General features: G+C 67.0%; 20 protein-coding genes. 11 read left to right on the plus strand and 9 right to left on the minus strand.

Annotated elements, in window-relative coordinates; translation table 11 throughout:
- Positions 1-53: 53 nt before the first annotated feature.
- From lon to CAL19_RS14245, 3 genes are all read right to left on the minus strand, one after another.
- Positions 54-2,393, minus strand: coding sequence for an endopeptidase La (gene lon, locus CAL19_RS14235; protein ID WP_094797113.1), 2,340 nt, complete (start codon positions 2,391-2,393; stop codon positions 54-56).
- Positions 2,390-2,797 carry an Hsp20/alpha crystallin family protein gene (locus tag CAL19_RS14240; protein ID WP_026638661.1) on the minus strand — a complete coding sequence of 136 codons (408 nt, stop codon included), beginning with the start codon at positions 2,795-2,797 and terminating at the stop codon, positions 2,390-2,392. The genes lon and CAL19_RS14240 overlap by 4 nt, the downstream gene beginning before the upstream one ends.
- A 177-nt stretch (positions 2,798-2,974) precedes the next feature.
- Entirely contained in the window at positions 2,975-3,997 is a 1,023-nt protein-coding gene (locus tag CAL19_RS14245) for an aldo/keto reductase (protein WP_094797114.1), read from the minus strand.
- Between the two features lie 218 nt (positions 3,998-4,215).
- On the opposite strand from CAL19_RS14245, the gene CAL19_RS14250 reads away from it, so the two are divergent.
- The 3 genes from CAL19_RS14250 to CAL19_RS14260 all read left to right on the plus strand — a co-directional run bounded on the left by CAL19_RS14250 (position 4,216) and on the right by CAL19_RS14260 (position 7,035).
- Positions 4,216-5,004 (plus strand): class II aldolase/adducin family protein, encoded by a 789-nt coding sequence (locus CAL19_RS14250; protein WP_026638663.1) that lies wholly within the window; start codon positions 4,216-4,218, stop codon positions 5,002-5,004.
- Between the two features lie 112 nt (positions 5,005-5,116).
- Complete coding sequence (locus CAL19_RS14255) at positions 5,117-6,076, plus strand: Bug family tripartite tricarboxylate transporter substrate binding protein (RefSeq protein ID WP_026638664.1); 960 nt, start codon at positions 5,117-5,119, stop codon at positions 6,074-6,076.
- Positions 6,073-7,035: an NAD(P)-dependent oxidoreductase gene (locus CAL19_RS14260; RefSeq protein WP_094797115.1), complete on the plus strand. Its 963-nt coding sequence runs from the start codon at positions 6,073-6,075 to the stop codon at positions 7,033-7,035. The genes CAL19_RS14255 and CAL19_RS14260 overlap by 4 nt, the downstream gene beginning before the upstream one ends.
- 53 nt (positions 7,036-7,088) lie before the next feature.
- Here the strand turns inward: CAL19_RS14260 and CAL19_RS14265 are convergent, their stop codons facing one another.
- Positions 7,089-7,340 (minus strand): hypothetical protein, encoded by a 252-nt coding sequence (locus CAL19_RS14265; protein ID WP_026638666.1) that lies wholly within the window; start codon positions 7,338-7,340, stop codon positions 7,089-7,091.
- Positions 7,341-7,580: 240 nt separating this feature from the next.
- Here CAL19_RS14265 and CAL19_RS14270 point away from each other — a divergent pair, with 240 nt between their 5' ends.
- Positions 7,581-8,060: a carboxymuconolactone decarboxylase family protein gene (locus tag CAL19_RS14270; RefSeq protein ID WP_094797116.1), complete on the plus strand. Its 480-nt coding sequence runs from the start codon at positions 7,581-7,583 to the stop codon at positions 8,058-8,060.
- 27 nt (positions 8,061-8,087) lie between these two features.
- Here the strand turns inward: CAL19_RS14270 and CAL19_RS14275 are convergent, their stop codons facing one another.
- Positions 8,088-8,576: an RrF2 family transcriptional regulator gene (locus CAL19_RS14275; protein WP_026638668.1), complete on the minus strand. Its 489-nt coding sequence runs from the start codon at positions 8,574-8,576 to the stop codon at positions 8,088-8,090.
- A 136-nt stretch (positions 8,577-8,712) separates the two neighbouring features.
- On the opposite strand from CAL19_RS14275, the gene CAL19_RS14280 reads away from it, so the two are divergent.
- From CAL19_RS14280 to CAL19_RS14295, 4 genes are read left to right on the plus strand one after another with little or no spacing between them, the layout of a single operon-like run.
- Positions 8,713-9,444: a DUF3348 domain-containing protein gene (locus CAL19_RS14280; protein ID WP_026638669.1), complete on the plus strand. Its 732-nt coding sequence runs from the start codon at positions 8,713-8,715 to the stop codon at positions 9,442-9,444.
- Positions 9,445-9,454: 10 nt separating this feature from the next.
- Positions 9,455-11,782, plus strand: a complete 2,328-nt coding sequence (locus CAL19_RS14285; RefSeq protein ID WP_094797193.1) for a DUF802 domain-containing protein — start codon at positions 9,455-9,457, stop codon at positions 11,780-11,782.
- The gene (locus CAL19_RS14290; RefSeq protein ID WP_026638671.1) at positions 11,779-12,426 is read left to right on the plus strand and encodes an OmpA family protein; all 648 of its coding nucleotides are present in this window, start codon (positions 11,779-11,781) and stop codon (positions 12,424-12,426) included. The genes CAL19_RS14285 and CAL19_RS14290 overlap by 4 nt, the downstream gene beginning before the upstream one ends.
- Positions 12,419-13,099 (plus strand): DUF2894 domain-containing protein, encoded by a 681-nt coding sequence (locus tag CAL19_RS14295; protein WP_249276316.1) that lies wholly within the window; start codon positions 12,419-12,421, stop codon positions 13,097-13,099. Before CAL19_RS14290 ends, CAL19_RS14295 begins: the two co-directional genes overlap by 8 nt.
- 9 nt (positions 13,100-13,108) lie before the next feature.
- Here CAL19_RS14295 and CAL19_RS14300 read toward each other — a convergent pair whose 3' ends face one another.
- The 3 genes from CAL19_RS14300 to CAL19_RS14310 all read right to left on the minus strand — a co-directional run bounded on the left by CAL19_RS14300 (position 13,109) and on the right by CAL19_RS14310 (position 15,752).
- Entirely contained in the window at positions 13,109-13,741 is a 633-nt protein-coding gene (locus CAL19_RS14300) for a Vgb family protein (protein WP_094797118.1), read from the minus strand.
- 48 nt (positions 13,742-13,789) lie between these two features.
- On the minus strand, positions 13,790-15,007 hold the full coding sequence (locus tag CAL19_RS14305) for a helix-turn-helix domain-containing protein (RefSeq protein ID WP_094797119.1): 1,218 nt from the start codon (positions 15,005-15,007) through the stop codon (positions 13,790-13,792).
- 133 nt (positions 15,008-15,140) lie between these two features.
- Complete coding sequence (locus CAL19_RS14310) at positions 15,141-15,752, minus strand: NAD(P)H-dependent oxidoreductase (protein WP_026638675.1); 612 nt, start codon at positions 15,750-15,752, stop codon at positions 15,141-15,143.
- A gap of 131 nt (positions 15,753-15,883) precedes the next feature.
- Here CAL19_RS14310 and CAL19_RS14315 point away from each other — a divergent pair, with 131 nt between their 5' ends.
- The 3 genes from CAL19_RS14315 (at position 15,884) to CAL19_RS14325 (ending at position 19,281) form a co-directional block, all read left to right on the plus strand.
- Positions 15,884-16,498, plus strand: a complete 615-nt coding sequence (locus CAL19_RS14315; RefSeq protein ID WP_026638676.1) for a TetR/AcrR family transcriptional regulator — start codon at positions 15,884-15,886, stop codon at positions 16,496-16,498.
- 215 nt (positions 16,499-16,713) lie between these two features.
- Positions 16,714-17,655 (plus strand): Bug family tripartite tricarboxylate transporter substrate binding protein, encoded by a 942-nt coding sequence (locus CAL19_RS14320; protein WP_051423660.1) that lies wholly within the window; start codon positions 16,714-16,716, stop codon positions 17,653-17,655.
- 24 nt (positions 17,656-17,679) lie between these two features.
- Positions 17,680-19,281, plus strand: a complete 1,602-nt coding sequence (locus tag CAL19_RS14325) for a gamma-glutamyltransferase family protein (protein ID WP_026638677.1) — start codon at positions 17,680-17,682, stop codon at positions 19,279-19,281.
- A 30-nt stretch (positions 19,282-19,311) separates the two neighbouring features.
- Here the strand turns inward: CAL19_RS14325 and CAL19_RS14330 are convergent, their stop codons facing one another.
- Entirely contained in the window at positions 19,312-19,812 is a 501-nt protein-coding gene (locus CAL19_RS14330; RefSeq protein WP_051423661.1) for a MarR family winged helix-turn-helix transcriptional regulator, read from the minus strand.
- Positions 19,813-19,894 lie beyond the last annotated feature (82 nt).

The following is a 19,894-nucleotide window of genomic DNA, read 5'->3' on the forward strand; positions in this document are numbered from 1 at the left end:
TGGTTTGCGCGTGCACCGCCCTGCCCGCCCCCTGCGCGGGCGGGCAGGCATGGTCAGACCGTCTCGGCCTCCTGCGGCGCTTCCTGGCCATCGATCGCATACCGGATCGCATCCTCGATCCGATCCAGCAAGACGAACTTCAGCTTGCCCCGCGCTTCAGTTGGCACGTCGTCCAGGTCTTTGGCATTGCGGCGCGGCAACATCACGGTTGATATCCCAGCGCGCAAAGCCGCCAGCGTTTTTTCCTTGACCCCGCCTATCGGCAGCACCAGCCCGCGCAGGCTGACCTCGCCGGTCATGGCCACGTCAGAACGCACCGGCCGCCCCGACAGCAACGACGCCAGCGCCAGGAACATCGCAACGCCGGCGCTGGGGCCATCCTTGGGCGTTGCGCCAGCCGGCACGTGGATGTGCACATCGGTTTTTTCGAGTGATTCGCCCGTCCATATCTTGGCCAGCGTCAGCGCGGTCTGGGCGGATTCCTTCATCACATCGCCCAGCTGCCCGGTCAGTATCAGTTTGCCGGAGCCCGGCGTCTTTGAAGCCTCGATAAAGAGAATGTCGCCGCCCACGGGCGTCCATGCCAGGCCGGTGGCCACCCCGGGCAGCCCGGTGCGCAATGCCACTTCGTTTTCGAAGCGCTGTGCGCCCAGAATGGGCGGCAGGTCGGCGGCATCGATGCGCACCTGCACAGTCTTGCCTTCGGCCACCTGCATGGCGGCGTGGCGCAAGGCCGCCCCGATCTCGCGCTCGAGCTGGCGCACGCCGGCCTCGCGCGTGTAATCGCCCACGATCGACGCCAGCGCGGCGTCAGTCAGCTCGGCCTGCCCCGCGGCCAGCCCGTTGGCTTCAAGCTGGCGCGGAACCAGGTAACGCCGGGCGATCTGCAGCTTTTCATCCTGGGTATAGCCGGGCAACTGGATGATCTCCATGCGGTCGCGCAGCGGGCCGGGTATGGTGTCGAGCACATTGGCCGTGCAGATGAACATCACGCGCGACAAGTCGAAATCCACGCCCAGGTAGTTGTCGCGGAATTTGCTGTTCTGCTCCGGATCCAGCACTTCGAGCAGCGCGCTGCCCGGGTCGCCATGAAAACCGCCGGCGCCGAGTTTGTCGATCTCGTCCAGCATGATCACCGCGTTACTGGTGCCCGCGCGGCGCATGGCCTGGATGATGTTGCCCGGCAATGCGCCCAGATAAGTGCGACGGTGGCCGCGAATTTCGGCCTCGTCGTGCACGCCGCCCAGCGCCACGCGCTGGAAGGCACGCCCCGTGGCGCGCGCAATGGATTGCCCCAACGAAGTCTTGCCCACCCCGGGCGGGCCGGAGAAGCAAAGAATGGGGCTGCGGCCTTGCGGGTTGAGCTTGCGCACCGCCAGGTATTCCAGGATGCGCCGCTTGATCTTGTCCAGGCCGAAGTGGTCTTCGTCCAGCACCTTGCGCGCTTCGGCCAGGTCGATGGGCGGCGGGGGCTCGTGCTTCCAGGGCAGTTCGGTCAGCCATTCGAGATACGTGCGCAGCATCGCCGATTCGCCGCTGGATTCGCCCATGCGCTGCAGCCGCCCGAGTTCTTTGAGCGCGTGGCTCAGCACTTCTTCGGGCATGCCGGCCGCTTCGATGGCGTCTTTCAGGCGCGCGACCTCGGCGGCGTTGTCGTCGATTTCGCCCAGTTCTTTCTGGATTTGCCGCAATTGCTCGCGCAGCACGGTCTCGCGCTGGCGCTCGTCAAATTGGGCGCGCGTGCGCTCGCCGATTTCTTTGGACAGGCGCAGCACTTCGACGCGCCCGGCCAGGAGCTCGATGACGAGATCCAGGCGCCGCGTCAGGCTGAACGTTTCCAGGATGTCCTGCTTCTGTTCCGGCTTGATGTCGATCATGTGCGTGACCATGTCGGCAAGCAACCCGGGCGAATCAATACCGCGGACCACGCCGATGAGTTCATCGGGCACATTGGGCAGCAACGCAATGGCGCTGATGGCCTGTTCTTTCAGCTGCAGGAAACGCGCCTCGGTCTGGCTGTCTTGCTCCTGTGCTTCGGGTATTTCGGCCACGCGCGCCACCATGAAGGGCCAGCCTTCCAGGAATTCAAGCACACGGAACCGCGACTGCCCCTGAACCAGCAGATGATGCGCGCCTTCCTGCCCTGTGATATAGCGAGCGATGGGGCCTTCGGTACCCACCCAGCGCAGGTCGTCGGGGCCGACGTCGGCCTTGCCCGGGTCGCGCTGCAACAGGAAGCCCACCGGACGTTCGGTTTTGACAGCCTCTTGCGCCGCCGCCACGGACGACTCGCGCCGCACCGTCACCGGTGACAGCACGCCGGGGAACAATACCGCGTCGCGCAGCGGAATGATGATGCGCGCGTCGTCGGGCAAAGTGCGGGTATCGCTCATGGAGCCTCCCTTAGTTTATGCAGGGTCAAGACCAGGCAGCCGTCCACGAATTCGGACGATGCGGGTTCCAGGGCGTGCAGCGGCAGCGCGATGCGGCGGCGGAAGCGGCCGTAGGGGATCTCGAAGCGGTGGATGCGGGCGTTGGCCGCGCAGGGCATGGGACGCACCCCCGCCACCGTGATACCGCCCGGGTCGAACGCCACCACCAGCGTGTCGGCGGGCACCCCCGGCAGCGCCACATACACCAGGACCGACGTGGCGGTCTCGATGACATCGACCGGGGGTTCCCAGTGCGGCGCATCGCCGGACCCGGCGCGCAGCACCTGGCGCTTGAGGCGCTCGGCGTGTTCGAGCAGCGCCAGCGCATCGCCCCAGATCCAGGATGAAAAATCTCGCGATCTCATGAACTTGCCCTCGTGGCCATAGTTCGTATCTGGCGGCGGGCCAGCAAATTTCAAGCCATGCACACCTGGCGCACGCGCACAGCGCCGCGCCGGCGCGCGGGGCCTGGGCGGCCGGGCCCGCGCCGTGTCATGTCATGATGCGCGCCGGGCGCGCCGAACGCAACCCGGCGGCAGGAGCTACGAGGCCGACTCGGCCACGGCCGTGGGCCGGCCGTAAAACGGGTAGCTCGGGTCGTTGTAGCCGGGGCTGGACGCATGCCCGGGCACGACCCAGCCATTGACCATGGCTTCTTCTTCGGGCGTGATGCCGAGTTCCAGCGCCCCGTAGTAGTCCTGCATCTGCGCCAGTGTGCGCGGCCCTGCGATCACCGCGGAAATCAGCGGGTTGGCCAGCACCCATGCGGTGGCGAAATGCCCCGGCAGAACCCCGCGCTGCTTGCAGTACTCGGTAAGCTGCGCCGCGATCTGCAACGATTCGGGACGGAATTCGGTGTCCAGAATGCGCTTGTCGCCGCGCCCGGCGCGCGTGTCCGAAGCAGGCGGCTGGCCCGGCGCGTACTTGCCCGTAAGCACGCCTCGCGCAATGGGACTGTAGGGCACCACGCCCAGGCCGTAGTGGCCGCAAGCAGGCAGGATCTCGACCTCGGGCCCCCGGTTCAGCATGTTGTAGTACGGCTGGCACACCACTGGCTGGGGTACGCCCAGCTCCCGGCACAGTCGTATCACCTCGGCAATGCGCCAGCCCCGGAAGTTCGACAATCCGAAACTGCGCAGCTTGCCTGCGCGGATCAGGTCGCCCAGCGCGTACACCGCCTCTTCCAGGTTTTCTTCGTGAAAGTCGCGGTGCAAATACAGGATGTCGATGTAATCGGTGCCCATGCGGGCCAGGCTGGCATGCACGCCCTGCATGAGCCACTGACGCGAATAATGCGAATGGTTGGGCGCCGACGAAACCCTGTTGCCGATTTTGGTGGCCAGCACCCAGTCGTAGCGCTGTCCGCCCAGCAGCTTGCCCACCACTTCTTCCGAGCGACCCTGGTTGTACACATCGGCCGTGTCGATGAAGTTCACGCCCGCCTCGCGCGCCGAGGCAACAATACGCTGCGCTTCATCAAAGGGCGTCTGTTCGCCGAACATCATCGTGCCCAGGCACAACGGCGACACACGCAGGTTGCTGGTACCAAGACGACGGTATTTCATGGCGTGAACTTCCTGTACGGATGCAGTTGAAGGTAGCGCCAAGCGTACCGCGATTGACGCGGGCACGCAGCACTGTTGGGCCGCCGTCCCGTCCACCTTCACGATCCGTGAAGTGCCCTTTACGATTGCGGACTACCGCGGCGCGCCCATCACTTTTACAGTCACTGCATCCCGATGGCGCCGGACCGGCCATATCATTCATCCAACAAGGGAAAGCAATGACCAAGAGCGGCGTACTGCAGATCCCGTCCATGCGAGACAAGTGCTCGGACGCGGAATGGAAGGCGCGCGTAGATCTCGCAGCCTGTTATCGGCTGGTAGAGCTGTACGGCATGGCCGACATGATGGCCAACCACATATCGCTGCGGGTGCCCGACGAGGACAACGCGTTCCTTATCAATGCCTACGGCATGATGTACGAAGAAATCACGGCGTCCAGCCTGATCAAGGTCGACCTCGACGGCAACATCCTGTCCCGGCCGGATTTCGGCGAGCTGGGCTACGGCATCAACAAGGCCGGCTATGTCATCCACAGCGCCATCCACGGCGCCCGCCACGATGCCAACTGCGTAATCCATACGCACAGCTGGGCATCGATGGCGGTGTCGTCGCTGGCCTGCGGCCTGGTGCCCGCCACGCAAACCGCCATGCGCTTCCTGAAGATCGGCTACCACGACTATCAGGGCGTGGTGCTGGATACCAAAGAACAGGCGTCGCTGATCGCCGACCTGGGCCAGGGCGAAGCGCTCATCCTGCGCAACCACGGCGCCCTGACCGTGGGCCGCACAGTGGGTGAAGCATTCAACTGGATGCACCGGCTCGAGCTGGCATGCCGCGCCCAGCTTGCGGCGCAGGCGACTCAGCAACCGCTGCAGCAGGTGCCGCCCGACGTGCTGGAAGAAACCTGGAACAACTATCAGCCGGGCACGCGGCGACCGTACGGCGTAATGGAGTGGCCCGCCCTGCTGCGCAAGCTCGACCGTATCGACAGCAGCTACCGCGATTGACGCCGCGGGCGCTGCAACGGCCCGCATTACCGCAACAGCACGTGACGCCGGCGCCGGCAGCGCCGCGCGTGCCCGTGCGCAACATAAGCATAACCAACGGAGAGACACCATCATGAACCCGACCTGCAGTTCCCTATTGGCGTGCGGCATCCTGGGGCTGGCCGCGGCGCTGCCCGCACAGGCCGCCTACCCCGAGCGGCCCGTGAAAGTCGTCGTAGCGTTTACGGCGGGCGGCACGACCGACAAGCTCACGCGCAGTGTCAGCGACAAGCTTGGCCAACAGCTGTCGGAATCGTTCATCGTCGAAAACCGGCCCGGCGCCGGCGGCAACATCGGCACCGAATATGTCGTGCGGTCCGATCCCGACGGCTACACGCTGATCGTCGACTCGGTGGGCCCTATCGCGGTGAACCCGTCGCTGGGCAAGCTCAGCTACGACCCGCTGACCGATCTGGTGCCCATTGTGCAGATCGCCACGGTGCCCAACGTGCTCGTCGTGCCGCCCACTCTGCCCGTCAAGGATTTTGCCGGCTTTCTGGAATATGCCAAGTCCAAGAAAAGCCTCAACTATGGCTCGACCGGGGTAGGCACGTCGTCGCATTTGTCCAGCTTCCTGCTGATGCAAGAGGTGGGCGTGCCGGACGCCACGCACATTCCTTATAAAGGCGCCGACGCGATCAACGACTTGATGGCGGGCCGGCTGGACTTCATGTTCGCCACGGCGCCGTCCGTCATGGGGCAGATCCGTTCCGGCAAGTTGCGCGCGCTGGCCGTCAGCACGAGCGCGCGCTCGCCTTCGCTGCCAGAACTGCCCACCGTGGCGGAATCCGGCTTCGCCGGCTTTGACGCCGGGTCGTGGTTCGGCTTTTTCGCCCCGAAGAATACCCCGGCCGAAGTGATCGCCACCATCAACAAAGGCGTGAACACGGCGCTGCCCGACCTGCACGAACAGCTGCTGGCCGAAGGCGCCAACCCGGTCGGCGGCTCGCCCGAGGACTTCGGCCGCTTCACCCGCGCGGAATACGAAAAGTGGAAGAAAATCCTGCAACAGGCGGACGTGAAGGCGCAATGACGGCTCCCGTCCGCATTCTTTGCTCCGCACAGGAAGCGCCCCGGCTGGCCGAGCCGCTGCGAACGCTGGCCCGCGACATCACGCTGTGCCATCCGGGCGACTCCCAGGCCGAGCTGGCCGATGTCGCCTTTGTTTCGCGTGACATCACGGGGCGTTCCACCAAGTTCGAGATCCATCCCGACACCGAGCGCTTTTATTCGGCCCTGCGGGCGGCCCGCCGTCTGCAGTGGCTGCATGTGCATTCCATCGGCCTGGATCGAGACATCTACCAGGAAGTGCGCGCACGCGGCGCGCGCGTCACCGCATCGCATGGCGCCTCGGACGCGGTGGTGGCGCAGGCGGCAGTGGCCGGGTTGCTGGCGCTGGCGCGCCATCTGCCCCACCTGTTGCGCGCCCAGCAGCGCCGCCAATGGGCGCCCTTGTTCGACGAGTGGATGCCCCGGGATCTCGACGGGCAGCACGCCGTCATTGTGGGCTGGGGCGGCATCGGCCAACGCATCGGCCAGCTGCTGCAGGCCCTGGGCCTGCGCATTTCGGTGGCGCGCCACAGCGGCCAGCCCGCCGCGCCGGGCATCCGCACGGTGCCGTACAGCGGCCTGGCAGAGTTGCTGCCCGACGCCGCGTGGCTGGTGCTGGCCTGCCCGCTCAGCGACGCGACCCGCAACCTGGTAGATGCGCGCACGCTGGCCGCGCTGCCGCCGCATGCCCAGGTGGTCAACGTCGCGCGCGGCCACGTCATCGACGAAGCCGCGTTGATTCAGGCGCTGCGGGCGCAAGCCCTGCGCGGCGCATTTCTGGACGTGTTCCAGCACGAGCCCCTGCCGGCCGACTCGCCGCTGTGGGACATGGAAAATGTGATCGTGTCCCCCCACAGCGCCGGCTTTTCGGACGGCAATGCCGAGCGGGTGCGCCGCATTTTCCTGGAGAATCTGCGGCGCTGGCTGGACGGCAGCCTGTAACCGCGGGCGTGCGGCCGGGCCCCGCACGCCCGGCCATGCGCCGACGCGGCCGCTTACGCGTATAGCGGCTCCCCGTCCTTGCCCACCCCCTTCACCCGGCGCAGGATGCGATACGCCGCGCGCTCGGCCTCGTCCTGCTCGAAGTACGGCGACGACTGGGGCGGCTCCCAGACCCGTTCGGCTAGCGGCACCCCGTCGCCTTCCGGACGCGTTGCCACCCGTATGGCAAAGCCGCCTTCATTTGCGACCACCACGTCGCAGAACACCCGATAGCCATTCAGCGAGACACCTGTAGCGATGTTCATATGCGTTGTTCCTCTAAATGCTGAACCAGCCCAATTCATGCGTGGCGCCTGTATCCCGGTTCTATGCGCTTCAAGCGGGAACGCCACGTAACGGGATGTCAGCAAATGGTGTGCCCGACTGCCTGCCCGGTCGCGCGCCGGTATTTTTTACGAATTGTTTCGATTGTGCGTGGCGCCTCCTCCCAAATACGGATATTATTTATCCTTAAGGACAATTTATATCCGCAATAGGAGAAAGCCATGAGCGCGCGCCTGAACTACGTCGAGCAGTCCCCTGAGTTTTTCAAGAAATTCGTGCAGTTCAGCAATGCCCTGGGCGGGGGCAGCATCGAAGAAAAGACGCATGACCTGGTGCAGATCCGCGCCTCGCAGATCAATGGCTGCGCGTTCTGCCTGGATATGCATATCAAGCAGGCCAAGATCCATGGCGAGAGCGAATTGCGCCTGCACCACGTGGCCATCTGGCACGAGTCCCCCCTGTATTCGCCGCGCGAGCGCGCCGCGCTGGCCTGGGCCGAGGCGCTCACCCGCCTGCCCGAAGGCGGCGTGCCCGACGATATTTACGAACTCGCGCGCAGCGAGTTTTCGGAAAAAGAAATCACCGACCTGACGTACCTGGTGATGGCCATCAACGCCTGGAACCGCATCAACGTAGCGTTCCGCAATGAGCCGGGCTCGGCGGACAAGGCATTCGGCCTGGACAAGGCAGGCCTGGGCTGACGGCAGGCGGTGTGTCGATTGCGCCGGTTACCCGGCGCGCCGCAGCACCCATTCTTGCGTGCGCTGCAGCAGTGCAGGAGACACCTCGGCCGTCAGCGTGTCCAGTACGTCGGAAATCCGCGTCTCGCGCAGCGAATTGCGCCACGCTTCGTCGGCGCGCCACATCAGGCGGGCAATGATGCAGGGCGCCTCAGCCTTGTACCCCTCGGGCCAGCACGGGTTGTTGGTCCGGATTTCCTTGCATGCAAAGGTACTGGCGGGGCCCTCGACGGCCTCGACAATATCCAGGAAGCTGATGTCGGCCGGCGCGCGGGCCAGCCGGTAGCCGCCCGACGGGCCCAGCGTCGTTTCCACCAGCCCCGCCTGCGACACGGCCTGCAGCGCCTTGGACAGGTATTCTTTGGGCACGCCGTGCAATTCGGCCAGGGCCTTGGTAGACAGATACCGGCCAGGCGGCAGGCCCGCCAAGGCGACACAGCAATGCAACGCCCATTCGACCTGGCTTTTCAGATTCATCGTTTACCCGTTGTCAGAAAGCCGGCGCGCCCGGCGCCGCGCGATGGATTAAGGATACTAGATATCCTCGAATGGCGCCCCTCGCGTGTAGCGGGGCGCGACAGCCTGTAAACTGCCGGATTTTTGACTCTGGCACATGGTGCAAGTACCCCGGCGCGCAGGTGTCAGCGGCCCTACGCTGGTACGCCTGCTTGCTCGCCTGATAGACGCCGACATTCCCGCGTCGCGGCAACCGCTGGCCGAACGGCTCAGCCAGTGGCTGAGCTGGACCGATGCCATCGCGCTGTCGGCAGTGCTCGACGGCGCGGCGCCCGCTCCGGCAGCCCCTCCGCGCGCGTTCGACGCAGCAGAGGCTCGCGAGGTGCAGCGCGTCAGGGAGTCTATCGCCCGGGCTATCGACGACGACACGCCGTTTACCGCGCCGCCGATACGTGTGTCACGAGCCGCGGCCACGCCCGCGCCGGCGCCGGCGGCCGCGGAACCGGCCTACATCATCTACCGCCAGCGTTACCAGGCCATACAGCAGACCATGGAAACCAGCATTGCCAAGTTGCGGGCGCGCCTGCGGTCGCTGTTGGCCACGCAAACACCTGCCATGGCGCGCCTGGCGGTGGTCGACGCCATCATGGAGCGCTCGCTGAGCGCGCACGAACGGCGCCTGCTCGCCACCATTCCGGGCATGCTCGAAGGCCATTTCAACCGGATGCGCCAAGCGGCCGAAGACGCGGCAGACGCCGCCGGGGCCGCCTCAGCGCCGCACTCCTGGGTGGCCGCGTTCCGCGCCGACATGCGCAGCGTGCTGCGCGCCGAACTGGACATCCGCCTACAACCCATCGAGGGCCTGCTTGCCGCCCTGCGCGCCCATTGACCCGGACACCATGACACGAAATCTCGTTGCTCTCGTTATTTTCCTGGCGGGCCTGGCCGTTGTGGGCTGGGTCGGCGCCGGCTATGTCGGCTCGAACACCCTGGCGCTGGCCGTCACGGGCCTGATCGGCATCGTCTACCTGGCCGGCGCCCTCGAGCTGCGGCGCTACCAACTGGGCACCGCCGGGCTGGCGCGCGCCACGGCATCACTGAGCACACCGCCAGCCCGTCTGGATGACTGGCTGGCGCAGGTGCCGGCCGGGCTGCGCCATATTGCGCAACTGCGCGTCGAGGGCCAGCGCACGGCCTTTCCCGGCCCCGCGCTGGCGCCCTACCTTGCCGGCATGCTGGTGCTGCTGGGCATGCTGGGCACCTTCCTGGGCATGGTGGCCACCTTGCGCGGCACGGGCGCCGCGCTGGAAGGCGCGGTCGACCTGCACGCGATCCGCTCGTCGCTGGCCGCTCCGGTGCACGGCCTGGGCTTCGCTTTCGGCACCTCGGTGGCGGGCGTGGCATCCTCGGCCGCGCTGGGTCTGCTGGCCGCATTGACGCGGCGCGAGCGCCTGCGCGCCGTACAGCAACTGGACGCCGCCAGCGCCACCACGTTGCGCGAATACTCGCAAAGCCACCAGCGCGAACAGACTTTGCAATTGCTGCAGAAACAGGCCGACGCCATGCCTTTGGTGGTCGACCGCCTGCAGGAAATGATGGCGACGCTGGAACGGCAGAATCTGGCGCTGCACGAACGGCTGGCGGCCAGCCAGGACGCGTTTCACGGCAAGGCGGACGCCGCCTATACGCGCCTGGCCGCCGCCATGGAGCAGGCGCTCAAGCAAAGCGTGGCCGACAACGCCGAGGCTGCCGGCGCCGCCATCCGGCCGGCGGTGGAAGCGACACTGGCCGGCCTGGCCCGCGAGACTTCCGCCTGGCAGGACACCCTGGCGCACGCGGTGCGCCAGCAACTGGACGACGTGACCGGCCGCTTCGAAGCCACCACCGGGAAGGTGGCTGAACTCTGGACCGATGCGCTGGCGCAGCATCGGCACGCCGGCGCGAGCCTGGCGCAGGATCTGGGCGTCACGCTGCAGCGTTTCACCGACACCTTCGAGCAGCGCTCGGCCGGCCTGCTGGATAACGTAGGCGTGCGCCTGGATACGACGGCCGCCGCCCTGCAGGCCGCCTGGGACGGCGCCTTGGCCCGGCAATCCGCCACCGGCAGCGAACTGGCCGAACAGCACCAGCGCGCACTGGCGGCCGCCACCGCCAGCCTGCAGGAACAATCGGCGGCGCTGGTGCAGAGCCTGAATCAATCGCATGCCGGCCTGCAGGCCGAACTGGCCGCCCGCGACGAGCAGCGCCTGGCCGCCTGGCAAGCCTCGCTGGGCGAGGTGGCCGGCACGCTTCGGCTGCACTGGGAGCAGGCCGCCACCCAGGCGGCCGCGCAGCAACAGCAGGCATGTGATGCGCTGGCGCAAACCGCGCGGGAACTGTCTACACAAACCCACACGCAGGCGCGCGAGACCATCGCCGAAGTGGCGCGGCTGGTGGATGCGGCCGCGCAGGCGCCGCACGCCGCAGCCCAGGCCATCGCCGGCTGGAACAGCACGCTGGACGACATGTCGGCCGCCCTGCGCGAACAATGGGACTACGCCAGCACACTGGCTGCCGAGCGCCAGCAGCAGATCTGCGACACACTCGAACGCACCGCGCAAGACCTTGCCGCCCAGACGCAGGCGCATGCGCAGCAGACGATCGCCCAGGTCACGCAGCTGGTGCAGACGGCCGCCGAAGCGCCCAGGGCCGCCGCCGATGTCATCGCCGAGCTGCGCCAGAAACTGACCGACAGCATGGCGCGCGACAACGCCATGCTCGAAGAACGCAGCCGCCTGATGCAAACGCTGGGCACGCTGCTGGACGCCGTCAACCACGCATCGACCCAGCAGCGCACGGCAGTCGACGAGCTCATCACCACATCGGCGGGGCTGCTCGAAAGGGTGGGCAGCCAGTTCACCGCCAAGGTCGAGGCCGAGACCGATAAACTCGGCGGCATCGCCGCGCAGGTGACCGGCAGCGCCGCGGAAGTCGCCAGCCTGGGCGAAGCGTTCGGCGCAGCGGTGCAGGCCTTCGGCGAATCCGGCGACAAGTTGGCCGAACATCTGCAGCGCATTGAGGCCGCGCTCGACAAATCCATGGCGCGCAGCGATGAGCAGCTGGCGTACTACGTCGCCCAGGCCCGCGAAGTGGTTGATCTCAGCGTACTGTCGCAGAAGCAGATCCTGCAGGACCTGCAGCAACTGGCCAGCCGGCAGCAACCGTCCGAAAGCGGCGAAACGGCATGAGCGACGACATCGAAGCCGGCGTCGAGCCCACCGCGCCCGCCTGGGCGGTCTTCGGCGACCTGATGTCCGTGTTGATGGGCGCCTTCGTCCTGGTGCTGGTGGGCGTCGTGGGCGTGCAGGCAGAGCTGTCTGCCCGCCTGGAGGATGAAGTCAGGCAACGCCAGCAGGAAACCCAGCGGCGCATGGAACTCGAACAGGCGCTGGCCGGCCCCCTGGCCGCGGGCAGCGTCACGCTGGTCGACGGCCGCATCGGCATCAGCGGCAGCGTGCTGTTTGCGCTGAACTCCGACCAGTTGCAGCCCGAAGGCCTGGAAGTACTCAAGAGCCTGGTGGGCCCGTTGTCGGAATACCTGCGGTCACGCGACGAAATCCTGATGGTCAGCGGCTTTACGGACAACCAGCCGGTGCACGGCAACAACCGCCGCTTCCACGACAACTGGGAACTGTCGGCCCAGCGCGCGCTTACCGTCACCCGCGCCCTGATCCAACAGGGCATCGCGCAGGACGCCATATTCGCCGCCGCATTCGGCGAACAACAGCCGGTGGCGTCGAATGACGACCCGGCCGGGCGCGCCCACAATCGCCGCGTGGAAATCGCGCCGATTGCCCGCGTGCCGAACCACAAGGCGCAGGGCGGTGACTGACCCGCGCGACGCCGCTATTCAGGCCACGCTGGCTGCCTGGCGCGACCAAGGCGTGCATCGCACGCATCCCGCGCGCTTTCGCCTGATCGAGGCGCTGGCCGGCCGCGCGCAACGCGTCGACGGCCAGGCGCGCCAGGTACTGCAGGCGCGGCTTGACGTCCTGGTGGGCGAGTTCCAGCAGGCGCTCGGCGCGAATACGCCGCCCGAGGCGCAAGCCGATGACGCCGCTGTGGCGGCCGTGTCAACAGCGGCCCAGGGCGCAGAACCTGCCCCCCCGGGCGCGCCGCAGAGTCTTTGCGAGCTCCTGGGCTACATGCAGGACCACCCCGCCGCCGCGCACGACGGCGAGGCCGCGCAAGACCGGGCGCGGTTGCGCCAGCGCTACCCCGAGCTGGACTTGCTGGATTATTTCCAGGCCACCTGGGCCCGCCTGAGCACCGACCGGCAGCTGCTCCAATCCGAAGAACAGGTTCACGAAAACGCAGGCCCGTTGAATTCCAACCACCTGGTGCACCGCGCGCTGTCGCTCATGCGCGCGCAATCGCCGGGCTATCTGCATCAGTTCCTGGCATACCTGGATGGCCTGGGCTGGGTGGACCAGCTCGTCAACAATGGCGGGCTGGCGGCCAGGCCCGCCGCGCGGGGCAAAAAGTCCGGCCGCGCCGCCCGCTAGCGGGCGGCGTCACGAACCGGGCCGCCGCACCACCCTGAGCATGCCGCTTTCGGCCCCGCCGCAGAACAGGCGGTCGGCCCCGTCGGACTCCAAGCCCGACACACACATTCCTTGCGGCATCGCGGCACTGGCCAGCACCTTGCCGGTGCGCGGATCGACGCGGCGCAACTCACTCGCGTCATCTTCCCAGGTGGCATGCCACAACTCGCCGCCCACCCACGTCACACCGGTCACATACCGGTTCGACTCCAGCGTGTTGAGCACCTTGCCCGTTCCCGGGTCCACCTGGTAGATCTTGCGGTGCCTGAAATGCGCCACCCACAGCATGCCTTCGGCCCACGCCAGGCCGGAATGGCCGTCGCCGTCGGGCGTGGGCAGCGTGGCCAGCACTTTGCCCGTCTGCGGGTCGATCTTGCGTATCTCGTTGCCCTCGATCTGGTAGAACGCCTTGCCGTCGAACGCCGTGCCCGCGGGGCATGCCGCTGCAACGGCGCGTCCCGGCGCGCCCGTGTCCGGATCAATGGCCTGCAAGCGGTCACCGGTGGCCAGCCAGACATGCCGGCCATCGTAAGTGACTCCGTTGATCTCCTTCACCTGCGGGAAAGGGCCATGTTCGTGAATGACTTCGGCTGTCTTGCTCATGCGGCACCTGGTTGGTAGATTGAAAAAAATACTCACCACGCCTGCATGCTAGTCGCCGTACCACGGCCCGGGAAGTAACAAGCTTGTCGCGAATTCCGGGATGGCCACGGCCATCCAGCGCCGCGCTCGCCCCTGCCCCACCGGGCGCACGCGGCCCAAGCGCACCAACGCCTCCAGCGAACGCTGTACCGTACGCTGGCTGGCTGCCAGCGCCAAGGCCAATGCCGAACTGGACCACGACTCACCATCGGACAGCAGGGCCAGTACCGGCGCGTGCGGCGTGTCGTCAGGCCAGGCCAGCACCGCCACCGTCGCGCCGCGGGGCGACAGCACATAGCCCCGCGCCGTGGCCTGTATGCCGGCCAGCCCGCGCAACGCGCTGCGCAGGCGGCCGATTTCTACGCGCAGCCGCGCACGGTGCGACTCGTCGCCGTGCCGCATGCGGAACACGCCGGCGATCAGGGCATCGCGCGGTGCGTCGGCGGGCCATGCGTCGGCCAGCATGCGCGCCAGCATGAACAAAACGGGGCGGCGCGCCAGGCCCACCACAGATCCACCCTGGCGCACCGCATGCCGGCACGCGTCGACCACCAGCGTTTCCGAAGCCAGCAAGGTCTCGATCTCGTCGAGCCCTGCCGCGCGACGCGCGCCAGACAGGCTCAGCCGGGCCATGGGCGCGTCCAGCGTGCGTTCGGCATTGCCGACCTCTGCCAGCAACGCGCCGATGCGCGCCTGCTGCGCGATGTGGCGCGCCTGCGCCAGGGCAGCCCGCGCGGCGTGCGCCTGCATGCGTCGCATCGCAATGCCCGCCGTCACCAGCGCATGCACGGCCCGCAGCGCCGCCGGCAGCGACGGGCCAGGCGGCCCGCCCAATGCGCTTTCGGCCTGTTCGAGCCGACCCAGCAGCAGCAGCCGCCTTGCATCGATATAGCGCGCGTGAACGACGTTGATGGCGTCGCCTTCGCGCTGCAGCACAGCGCGCGCCGCATCCAGCGATCGCGCGGGCCATGCCAGGTCACGCATGGCCAGGGCGATCTCGGCTTCGGCCACCATGCACCGGGCGCGCGCCAGCGCGGCTTGCGGCCCGAAGCCACGGGCGGCGTCGCGCATCAGCCGGCGGGCGCGTTCCAGGTCGCCCAACTGCGCCATGGCGCAGCCGCGCACCGCCAGCGCCGGCGCATCGTCGCGCAGGGCCACGCGGTTCAGCGCCCCCAGCGCATCACCCGCGGCAAGCGCCCGGGCGGCGGCGGCAATCGAAGCGTCCATGGAAATCACGCCAGATCTGTCACTCTTGGCTGACGGAGCTGCGATCCTAACCTATCGCTCAGGGCACGGCCACGCTGGCGGAGCGGTTCGATGGCCCTGTGGCACGCGCCTTTCGCCACCTGACCGACCCGATTCACGCCGCCGCGGGTACATGCACCTCCGGGGCCTCGGCCATCCGGCGGCCCAGCCGCCGGGCGGCCGACAGCACCGCATCGGGCTCATCGTGGGACTGCAGCAACAATTCCGAAGCCATGACGCGAGCCCCGCAGTAATCGAATATCCCGTGGTCGATCTGCGTGCGCATGGCGCTGGCGTAGCCATGCCGCGCATAGGTGCGGGCGTCCGCGCCCCCCACGCCCGCCAGGTAGACGGGCAGATGCCCGAGCTTCTTCTCCGGCCGGCCGCCCGTATCGTCATACGCCCAGCCGTTGGAAAACACGCGGTCTATCCACCCTTTCATCAGGGCCGGCATCGACCACCAGTACACCGGAAACACCAGCGCCAGCGCATCGGCGCGGTCGATGCGCGCCTGTTCGGCGGCCACATCGGCCGGCGCGGCCTGGGTGCGGCGGTGCGTCGCGTGGTCGGCCGCATTGAAACGCGGATCGAAACCCTCTGCGTACAGGTCGGCCACTTCATATGAATGGCCGGGGCTGGCCTGGACAATGCCCGATCCAATGCAGTGCGCGGCGGCATGGCTCAAGGAAGCGGGGTCGGGGTGCGAAACAACGATAAGGGTGTGCATGGATAAACCTCGGAGAAATGTCGCAGACCAGTCACCGCCTGATATAGTCGGTTGACCTACGCCAGGTAACTTACAGCCAGTAATCTACCACTGGTAACTTACGATTAGTAAGTTACCGATAGTACATAGCCATGTCAACCAGCGCCGCTCCCCTTTCTGCCACCCCCGCGCCGCGCCGGCGCCTGTCCAGGTCCGAGCGCCACCGACAACTGCTCGACACCGCCTGGCGCCTGGTGCGCGAAGAAGGCACCGAGGCGCTGACTCTTGGCCGGCTGGCAGACGAGGCGGGTGTGACCAAGCCCGTGACGTATGACCATTTCGGCAGCCGGGCAGGCCTGCTGGCGGCGCTGTATCGCGAGTACGACGCCAACCAGACCTCGCTGATGTCGGCCGCGTTGCGCGCGAGCGAAAACACCCTCGCCAGTCGCGCAGCGGTTATTGCGTCGTCCTATGTACAGTGCGTACTGAGCCAGGGCACGGAAATACCGGGTGTCAGCGCGGCTCTGGCCGGCTCGCCCGAACTGGAAAAAATCAAGCGCGATTACGAAGCCGCCTTCATGCAGACCTGCCGCGAAGCGCTGGCGCCTTATGCCCCTTCGGGCAGAATCGAGGCGGCCGGCCTGTGGGCGCTGCTGGGGGCGGCCGAGTCGCTGTCCTATGCCGCGGCCACGGGCGCGATCACTGCGGCGCAGGCACAGCAGGAACTCTACGAAACCATCGCCGCGATGGTGGCTCGCAACGCCTGAACATCCCCCCGTCCGCCACTCGCGCAGGCATGCCGCCGCAGGCGGACCGCCTGCGTGACGCATCTGGTTGACGTAGCAACTATATGCCCGATATGATGAGCGGCGCCCCGCCTGCGGAAGCGGCGCGCAGCCGTCTTTTTTTCATGTCGCCCAGGAGCGAATCGATGTACAAGCTGACCGGCAGTACTCATGTTTTGCGGAAAATCCTTCAATGCATGCTGGGGCTCGGTCTGGCCGCCGGCGCCGCGCCGTCGCTGGCGCAACCGGCCTTTCCGGCCAAGCCGGTAAAACTGGTCGTGCCGGCGCCGCCGGGCGGCGCGGGCGACACCTCGGCGCGCGCCATCGCCCGCCACATGTCGCAAACGCTCGACCAGCAAGTCGTGGTCGAAAACAAGCCGGGCGCGGCCACCACTATCGGCTACAAAAGCGTGGCCAACGCCGCGCCGGACGGATACACCATAGGGTTGGTGCCCCTGGCGGGGATCGCCATTGCCAGCGTCACCTATAAAGACCTGCCCGACATCGAACGCGATTTCGCCGCCGTCGCCGGCATCGCGGACGCGCCCCATATGCTGGTGGTGCCCGCGTCACTTGGGGTAACGAACGTGGACGAGCTGGTCGCGCTGCTGAAAAGCCGCCCCGGCCACTACAACTATGCCTCGCAAGGCTCCGGCTCACTGTCGCACATCGAGTCCGCGGTGTTCCTGGCAGGCGCGGGCGCGTCGGCCACTCACGTGCCGTACAAGGGCAGCTCAGAGGCCGTTCCCGGCCTGATCACGGGCGCAACCAGCATGATGTTCGACAGTGTTTCGTCGGTGCTGCCGCATGTGCGCGCAAACAAGCTGGTGCCGCTGGCCACCGCGGCCAGCAACCGCGTGCCGCAACTGCCCGACGTGCCCACCATGGCAGAACTCGGCTACGACTTGAAGGCCGACAACGCCTTCGTACTGCTCGCGCCGGCCGGCACGCCGCCCGCGAACCTGCAGGTACTTTCCGAAGCGGTGCGCAAGGCCGTTGGCGATGCGGAAGTCATCGCCACACTGGAAAACAGCGGCATCGTTGCCCGCTACACGGCACCCGATGATCTGCGTCCCGTGCTCGCCAAGGAATTCGCGTTGTGGCCGGCGTTGGCCAAGAAACTGGCGGAAACGAACTAAGCACTGGTCGACACAGGAACACAAATGGCATCTTTCAACGGCTCGCAGTGGGACTTCCCTTATACGTCGCAACGCATGCCCGTCCTGGCAGAGAACGTGGCGTGCACCGAGCAGCCCCTGGCCACCCAGGCCGCGCTGCAGGCCATGGCCGCGGGCGGCAATGCCGTGGATGCGGCCATCGCCGCGGGCATCGCACTGACGGTGGTGGCGCCCTGCATGAACGGCATCGGCGGCGACGTGTTCGCCATCGTGTGGGATGGCAAGCAACTGCATGGCCTGAACGCATCCGGACGTTCGCCCCAGGCATGGACGCCGGAATACTTTTCCAAGTACGACGCCATGCCCGCGCGCGGCTGGGATTCGGTAACGGTGCCCGGCGCGGTGTCGGGCTGGGTGGCGCTGTCCAGGCGATTCGGCAAACTGCCGTTCGCCGACTTGTTCCAGGCTGCCATCCGCTACGCGCGCGACGGCTACATCGTCACGCCCATTGTCAGCCGTCAATGGGAAACGCAGATCGCCGATATCAAGCACACCCCCGGTTTTGTTGAAGCATTTGCGCCGGGCGGGCACGCGCCGGCGCCTGGCCAGCGCTTCATATGCAAGGGCCAGGCCGCGACGCTGGAAGAAATCGCGCGCACCGCGGGCGAATCGTTCTATCGCGGCGCGCTGGCCGACCGGATCGCGGCCTATGCCCGGGCCACGGGCGGCGCGCTCACCCGCGACGACCTGGAAGCGCACGAGGCCGACTGGGTAGAGCCCATTTCGCAGCAATACCAGGACATCGCGCTACACGAAATCGGCCCCAACGGTCAGGGCATCGGCGCCCTGATGGCGCTGGGCATGCTGGATGCGTTCGGCGCGCCCAGGCTGCCGGTAGATTCCACCGAGTACTTCCACGCGCAGATCGAGGCCATGAAGCTGGCCCTGGCCGACATGCATCGCTACGTGGCCGACAGCCGCTACATGCACGAAGTCAACGCCCAGGCCTTGCTCGACCCCGGTTACCTGGCCGCGCGCGCCACAGAAATCGACCCCGCCCAGGCGCGCTATCCAGGCCCCGGCCTGCCGCTCAAGGGCGGCACCACATACCTGACCACCGCGGATGCGGGCGGAATGATGGTGTCGTTCATCCAATCGAACTTCAAGGGCTTCGGTTCGGGCCTGGTCGTGCCCGACACCGGCATCGCCCTGCACAATCGCGGCTGGGGCTTCAACCTGCTGCCGGGCCACCCCAACCAGGTCGGTCCGCGCAAGCGGCCTTTCCACACCATTATTCCGGGGTTCCTGATGCGCGGCGGCAAGCCCCTGATGAGCTTCGGCGTCATGGGCGGATCGCTGCAGGCGCAGGGCCACATGCAAGTGGCCTCGCGCATCGCCCACGGACAGAACCCGCAGGCCGTGGTCGACGCGCCGCGCTGGCGCATCCTGGAAGACAACGTCACGGTGCTGGTGGAATGGAACTTCCCGGCCGATGTCGTGGCCGCGCTGCGCGCCAAGGGCCACAAGATCGAAGTGGCGCCGCGATTCTCTGACGAGTTCGGCGGGGCGCAAGCCATCGCGAAGCTGCACGACGGCTACGTGGGCGCATCCGATCACCGCAAGGACGGGCACGCCGGCGGCTGGTAATGCCGGCTCGCCCGGTTGCCTGCACCAGGCTCAGCGGGTACGCGCCCGCTCCTGGTGGGCTTCTTGCAGCAGCGTCTCGGCCTGGCGAATAAGAGTCTGCATGGCCTTGTCGAAGGTCTGCAATTCGCGCGGACTGAGACAGCTGGCCAGGCGTTCCTGGCGCGCCAGGCTCAGGGGCATGCCCTGCTCGTACTTCTCGTATCCGGCGGCTGTCATGTCGACCAGCACGCGGCGGCCGTCGGTGGGGCTGGGCCGGGTGACGACCAACTGCTTTTCCAGCATCTCCGATACCGCCCGGCTGACCTGGCTTTTGTCGTACCGGCAGAAGTCCGCGATGTCCTGCACCGACTGCGCCCCGCGCGTGGCAATGCACAGCAACACGCGCCACTGCCGCACCGACAGCCCCAGGTGGGTATCCAGGATGACCTCGATACCGCGATTCAGTAGTTGGCTCAGCGTAAGCACGCGGTACGCCAGGAGCTCCGTCGGCTCGACACCTGGCCCGGCCTTCTTTTTGCGAGATGGCGGCATGGCAATTCCAACAATGAAGACGCGACGATAATACAGGCATTCGCGCCTGCATCCGTACCAGTCGCCGTATGGCCTGCAGGCG

Origin of the sequence: Bordetella genomosp. 7 (genome assembly GCF_002261265.1) — a bacterium.
In the GTDB taxonomy this organism is placed as follows: domain Bacteria; phylum Pseudomonadota; class Gammaproteobacteria; order Burkholderiales; family Burkholderiaceae_B; genus Bordetella_A.

Bases quoted from the DNA above. Each gene is read 5' to 3' on its own strand.
- CAL19_RS14310 (WP_026638675.1), bottom strand. From the start codon at position 15,752: ATGCACACCCTTATCGTTGTTTCGCACCCCGACCCCGCTTCCTTGAGC.
- CAL19_RS14245 (WP_094797114.1), bottom strand. From the start codon at position 3,997: ATGAAATACCGTCGTCTTGGTACCAGCAACCTGCGTGTGTCGCCGTTG.
- CAL19_RS14330 (WP_051423661.1), bottom strand. From the start codon at position 19,812: ATGCCGCCATCTCGCAAAAAGAAGGCCGGGCCAGGTGTCGAGCCGACG.
- CAL19_RS14325 (WP_026638677.1), top strand. From the start codon at position 17,680: ATGGCATCTTTCAACGGCTCGCAGTGGGACTTCCCTTATACGTCGCAA.
- CAL19_RS14285 (WP_094797193.1), top strand. From the start codon at position 9,455: ATGACACGAAATCTCGTTGCTCTCGTTATTTTCCTGGCGGGCCTGGCC.
- CAL19_RS14240 (WP_026638661.1), bottom strand. From the start codon at position 2,797: ATGAGATCGCGAGATTTTTCATCCTGGATCTGGGGCGATGCGCTGGCG.
- lon (WP_094797113.1), bottom strand. From the start codon at position 2,393: ATGAGCGATACCCGCACTTTGCCCGACGACGCGCGCATCATCATTCCG.
- CAL19_RS14255 (WP_026638664.1), top strand. From the start codon at position 5,117: ATGAACCCGACCTGCAGTTCCCTATTGGCGTGCGGCATCCTGGGGCTG.
- CAL19_RS14260 (WP_094797115.1), top strand. From the start codon at position 6,073: ATGACGGCTCCCGTCCGCATTCTTTGCTCCGCACAGGAAGCGCCCCGG.
- CAL19_RS14275 (WP_026638668.1), bottom strand. From the start codon at position 8,576: ATGAATCTGAAAAGCCAGGTCGAATGGGCGTTGCATTGCTGTGTCGCC.
- CAL19_RS14250 (WP_026638663.1), top strand. From the start codon at position 4,216: ATGACCAAGAGCGGCGTACTGCAGATCCCGTCCATGCGAGACAAGTGC.
- CAL19_RS14315 (WP_026638676.1), top strand. From the start codon at position 15,884: ATGTCAACCAGCGCCGCTCCCCTTTCTGCCACCCCCGCGCCGCGCCGG.
- CAL19_RS14280 (WP_026638669.1), top strand. From the start codon at position 8,713: ATGGTGCAAGTACCCCGGCGCGCAGGTGTCAGCGGCCCTACGCTGGTA.
- CAL19_RS14320 (WP_051423660.1), top strand. From the start codon at position 16,714: ATGCTGGGGCTCGGTCTGGCCGCCGGCGCCGCGCCGTCGCTGGCGCAA.
- CAL19_RS14305 (WP_094797119.1), bottom strand. From the start codon at position 15,007: ATGGACGCTTCGATTGCCGCCGCCGCCCGGGCGCTTGCCGCGGGTGAT.
- CAL19_RS14270 (WP_094797116.1), top strand. From the start codon at position 7,581: ATGAGCGCGCGCCTGAACTACGTCGAGCAGTCCCCTGAGTTTTTCAAG.
- CAL19_RS14290 (WP_026638671.1), top strand. From the start codon at position 11,779: ATGAGCGACGACATCGAAGCCGGCGTCGAGCCCACCGCGCCCGCCTGG.
- CAL19_RS14265 (WP_026638666.1), bottom strand. From the start codon at position 7,340: ATGAACATCGCTACAGGTGTCTCGCTGAATGGCTATCGGGTGTTCTGC.
- CAL19_RS14300 (WP_094797118.1), bottom strand. From the start codon at position 13,741: ATGAGCAAGACAGCCGAAGTCATTCACGAACATGGCCCTTTCCCGCAG.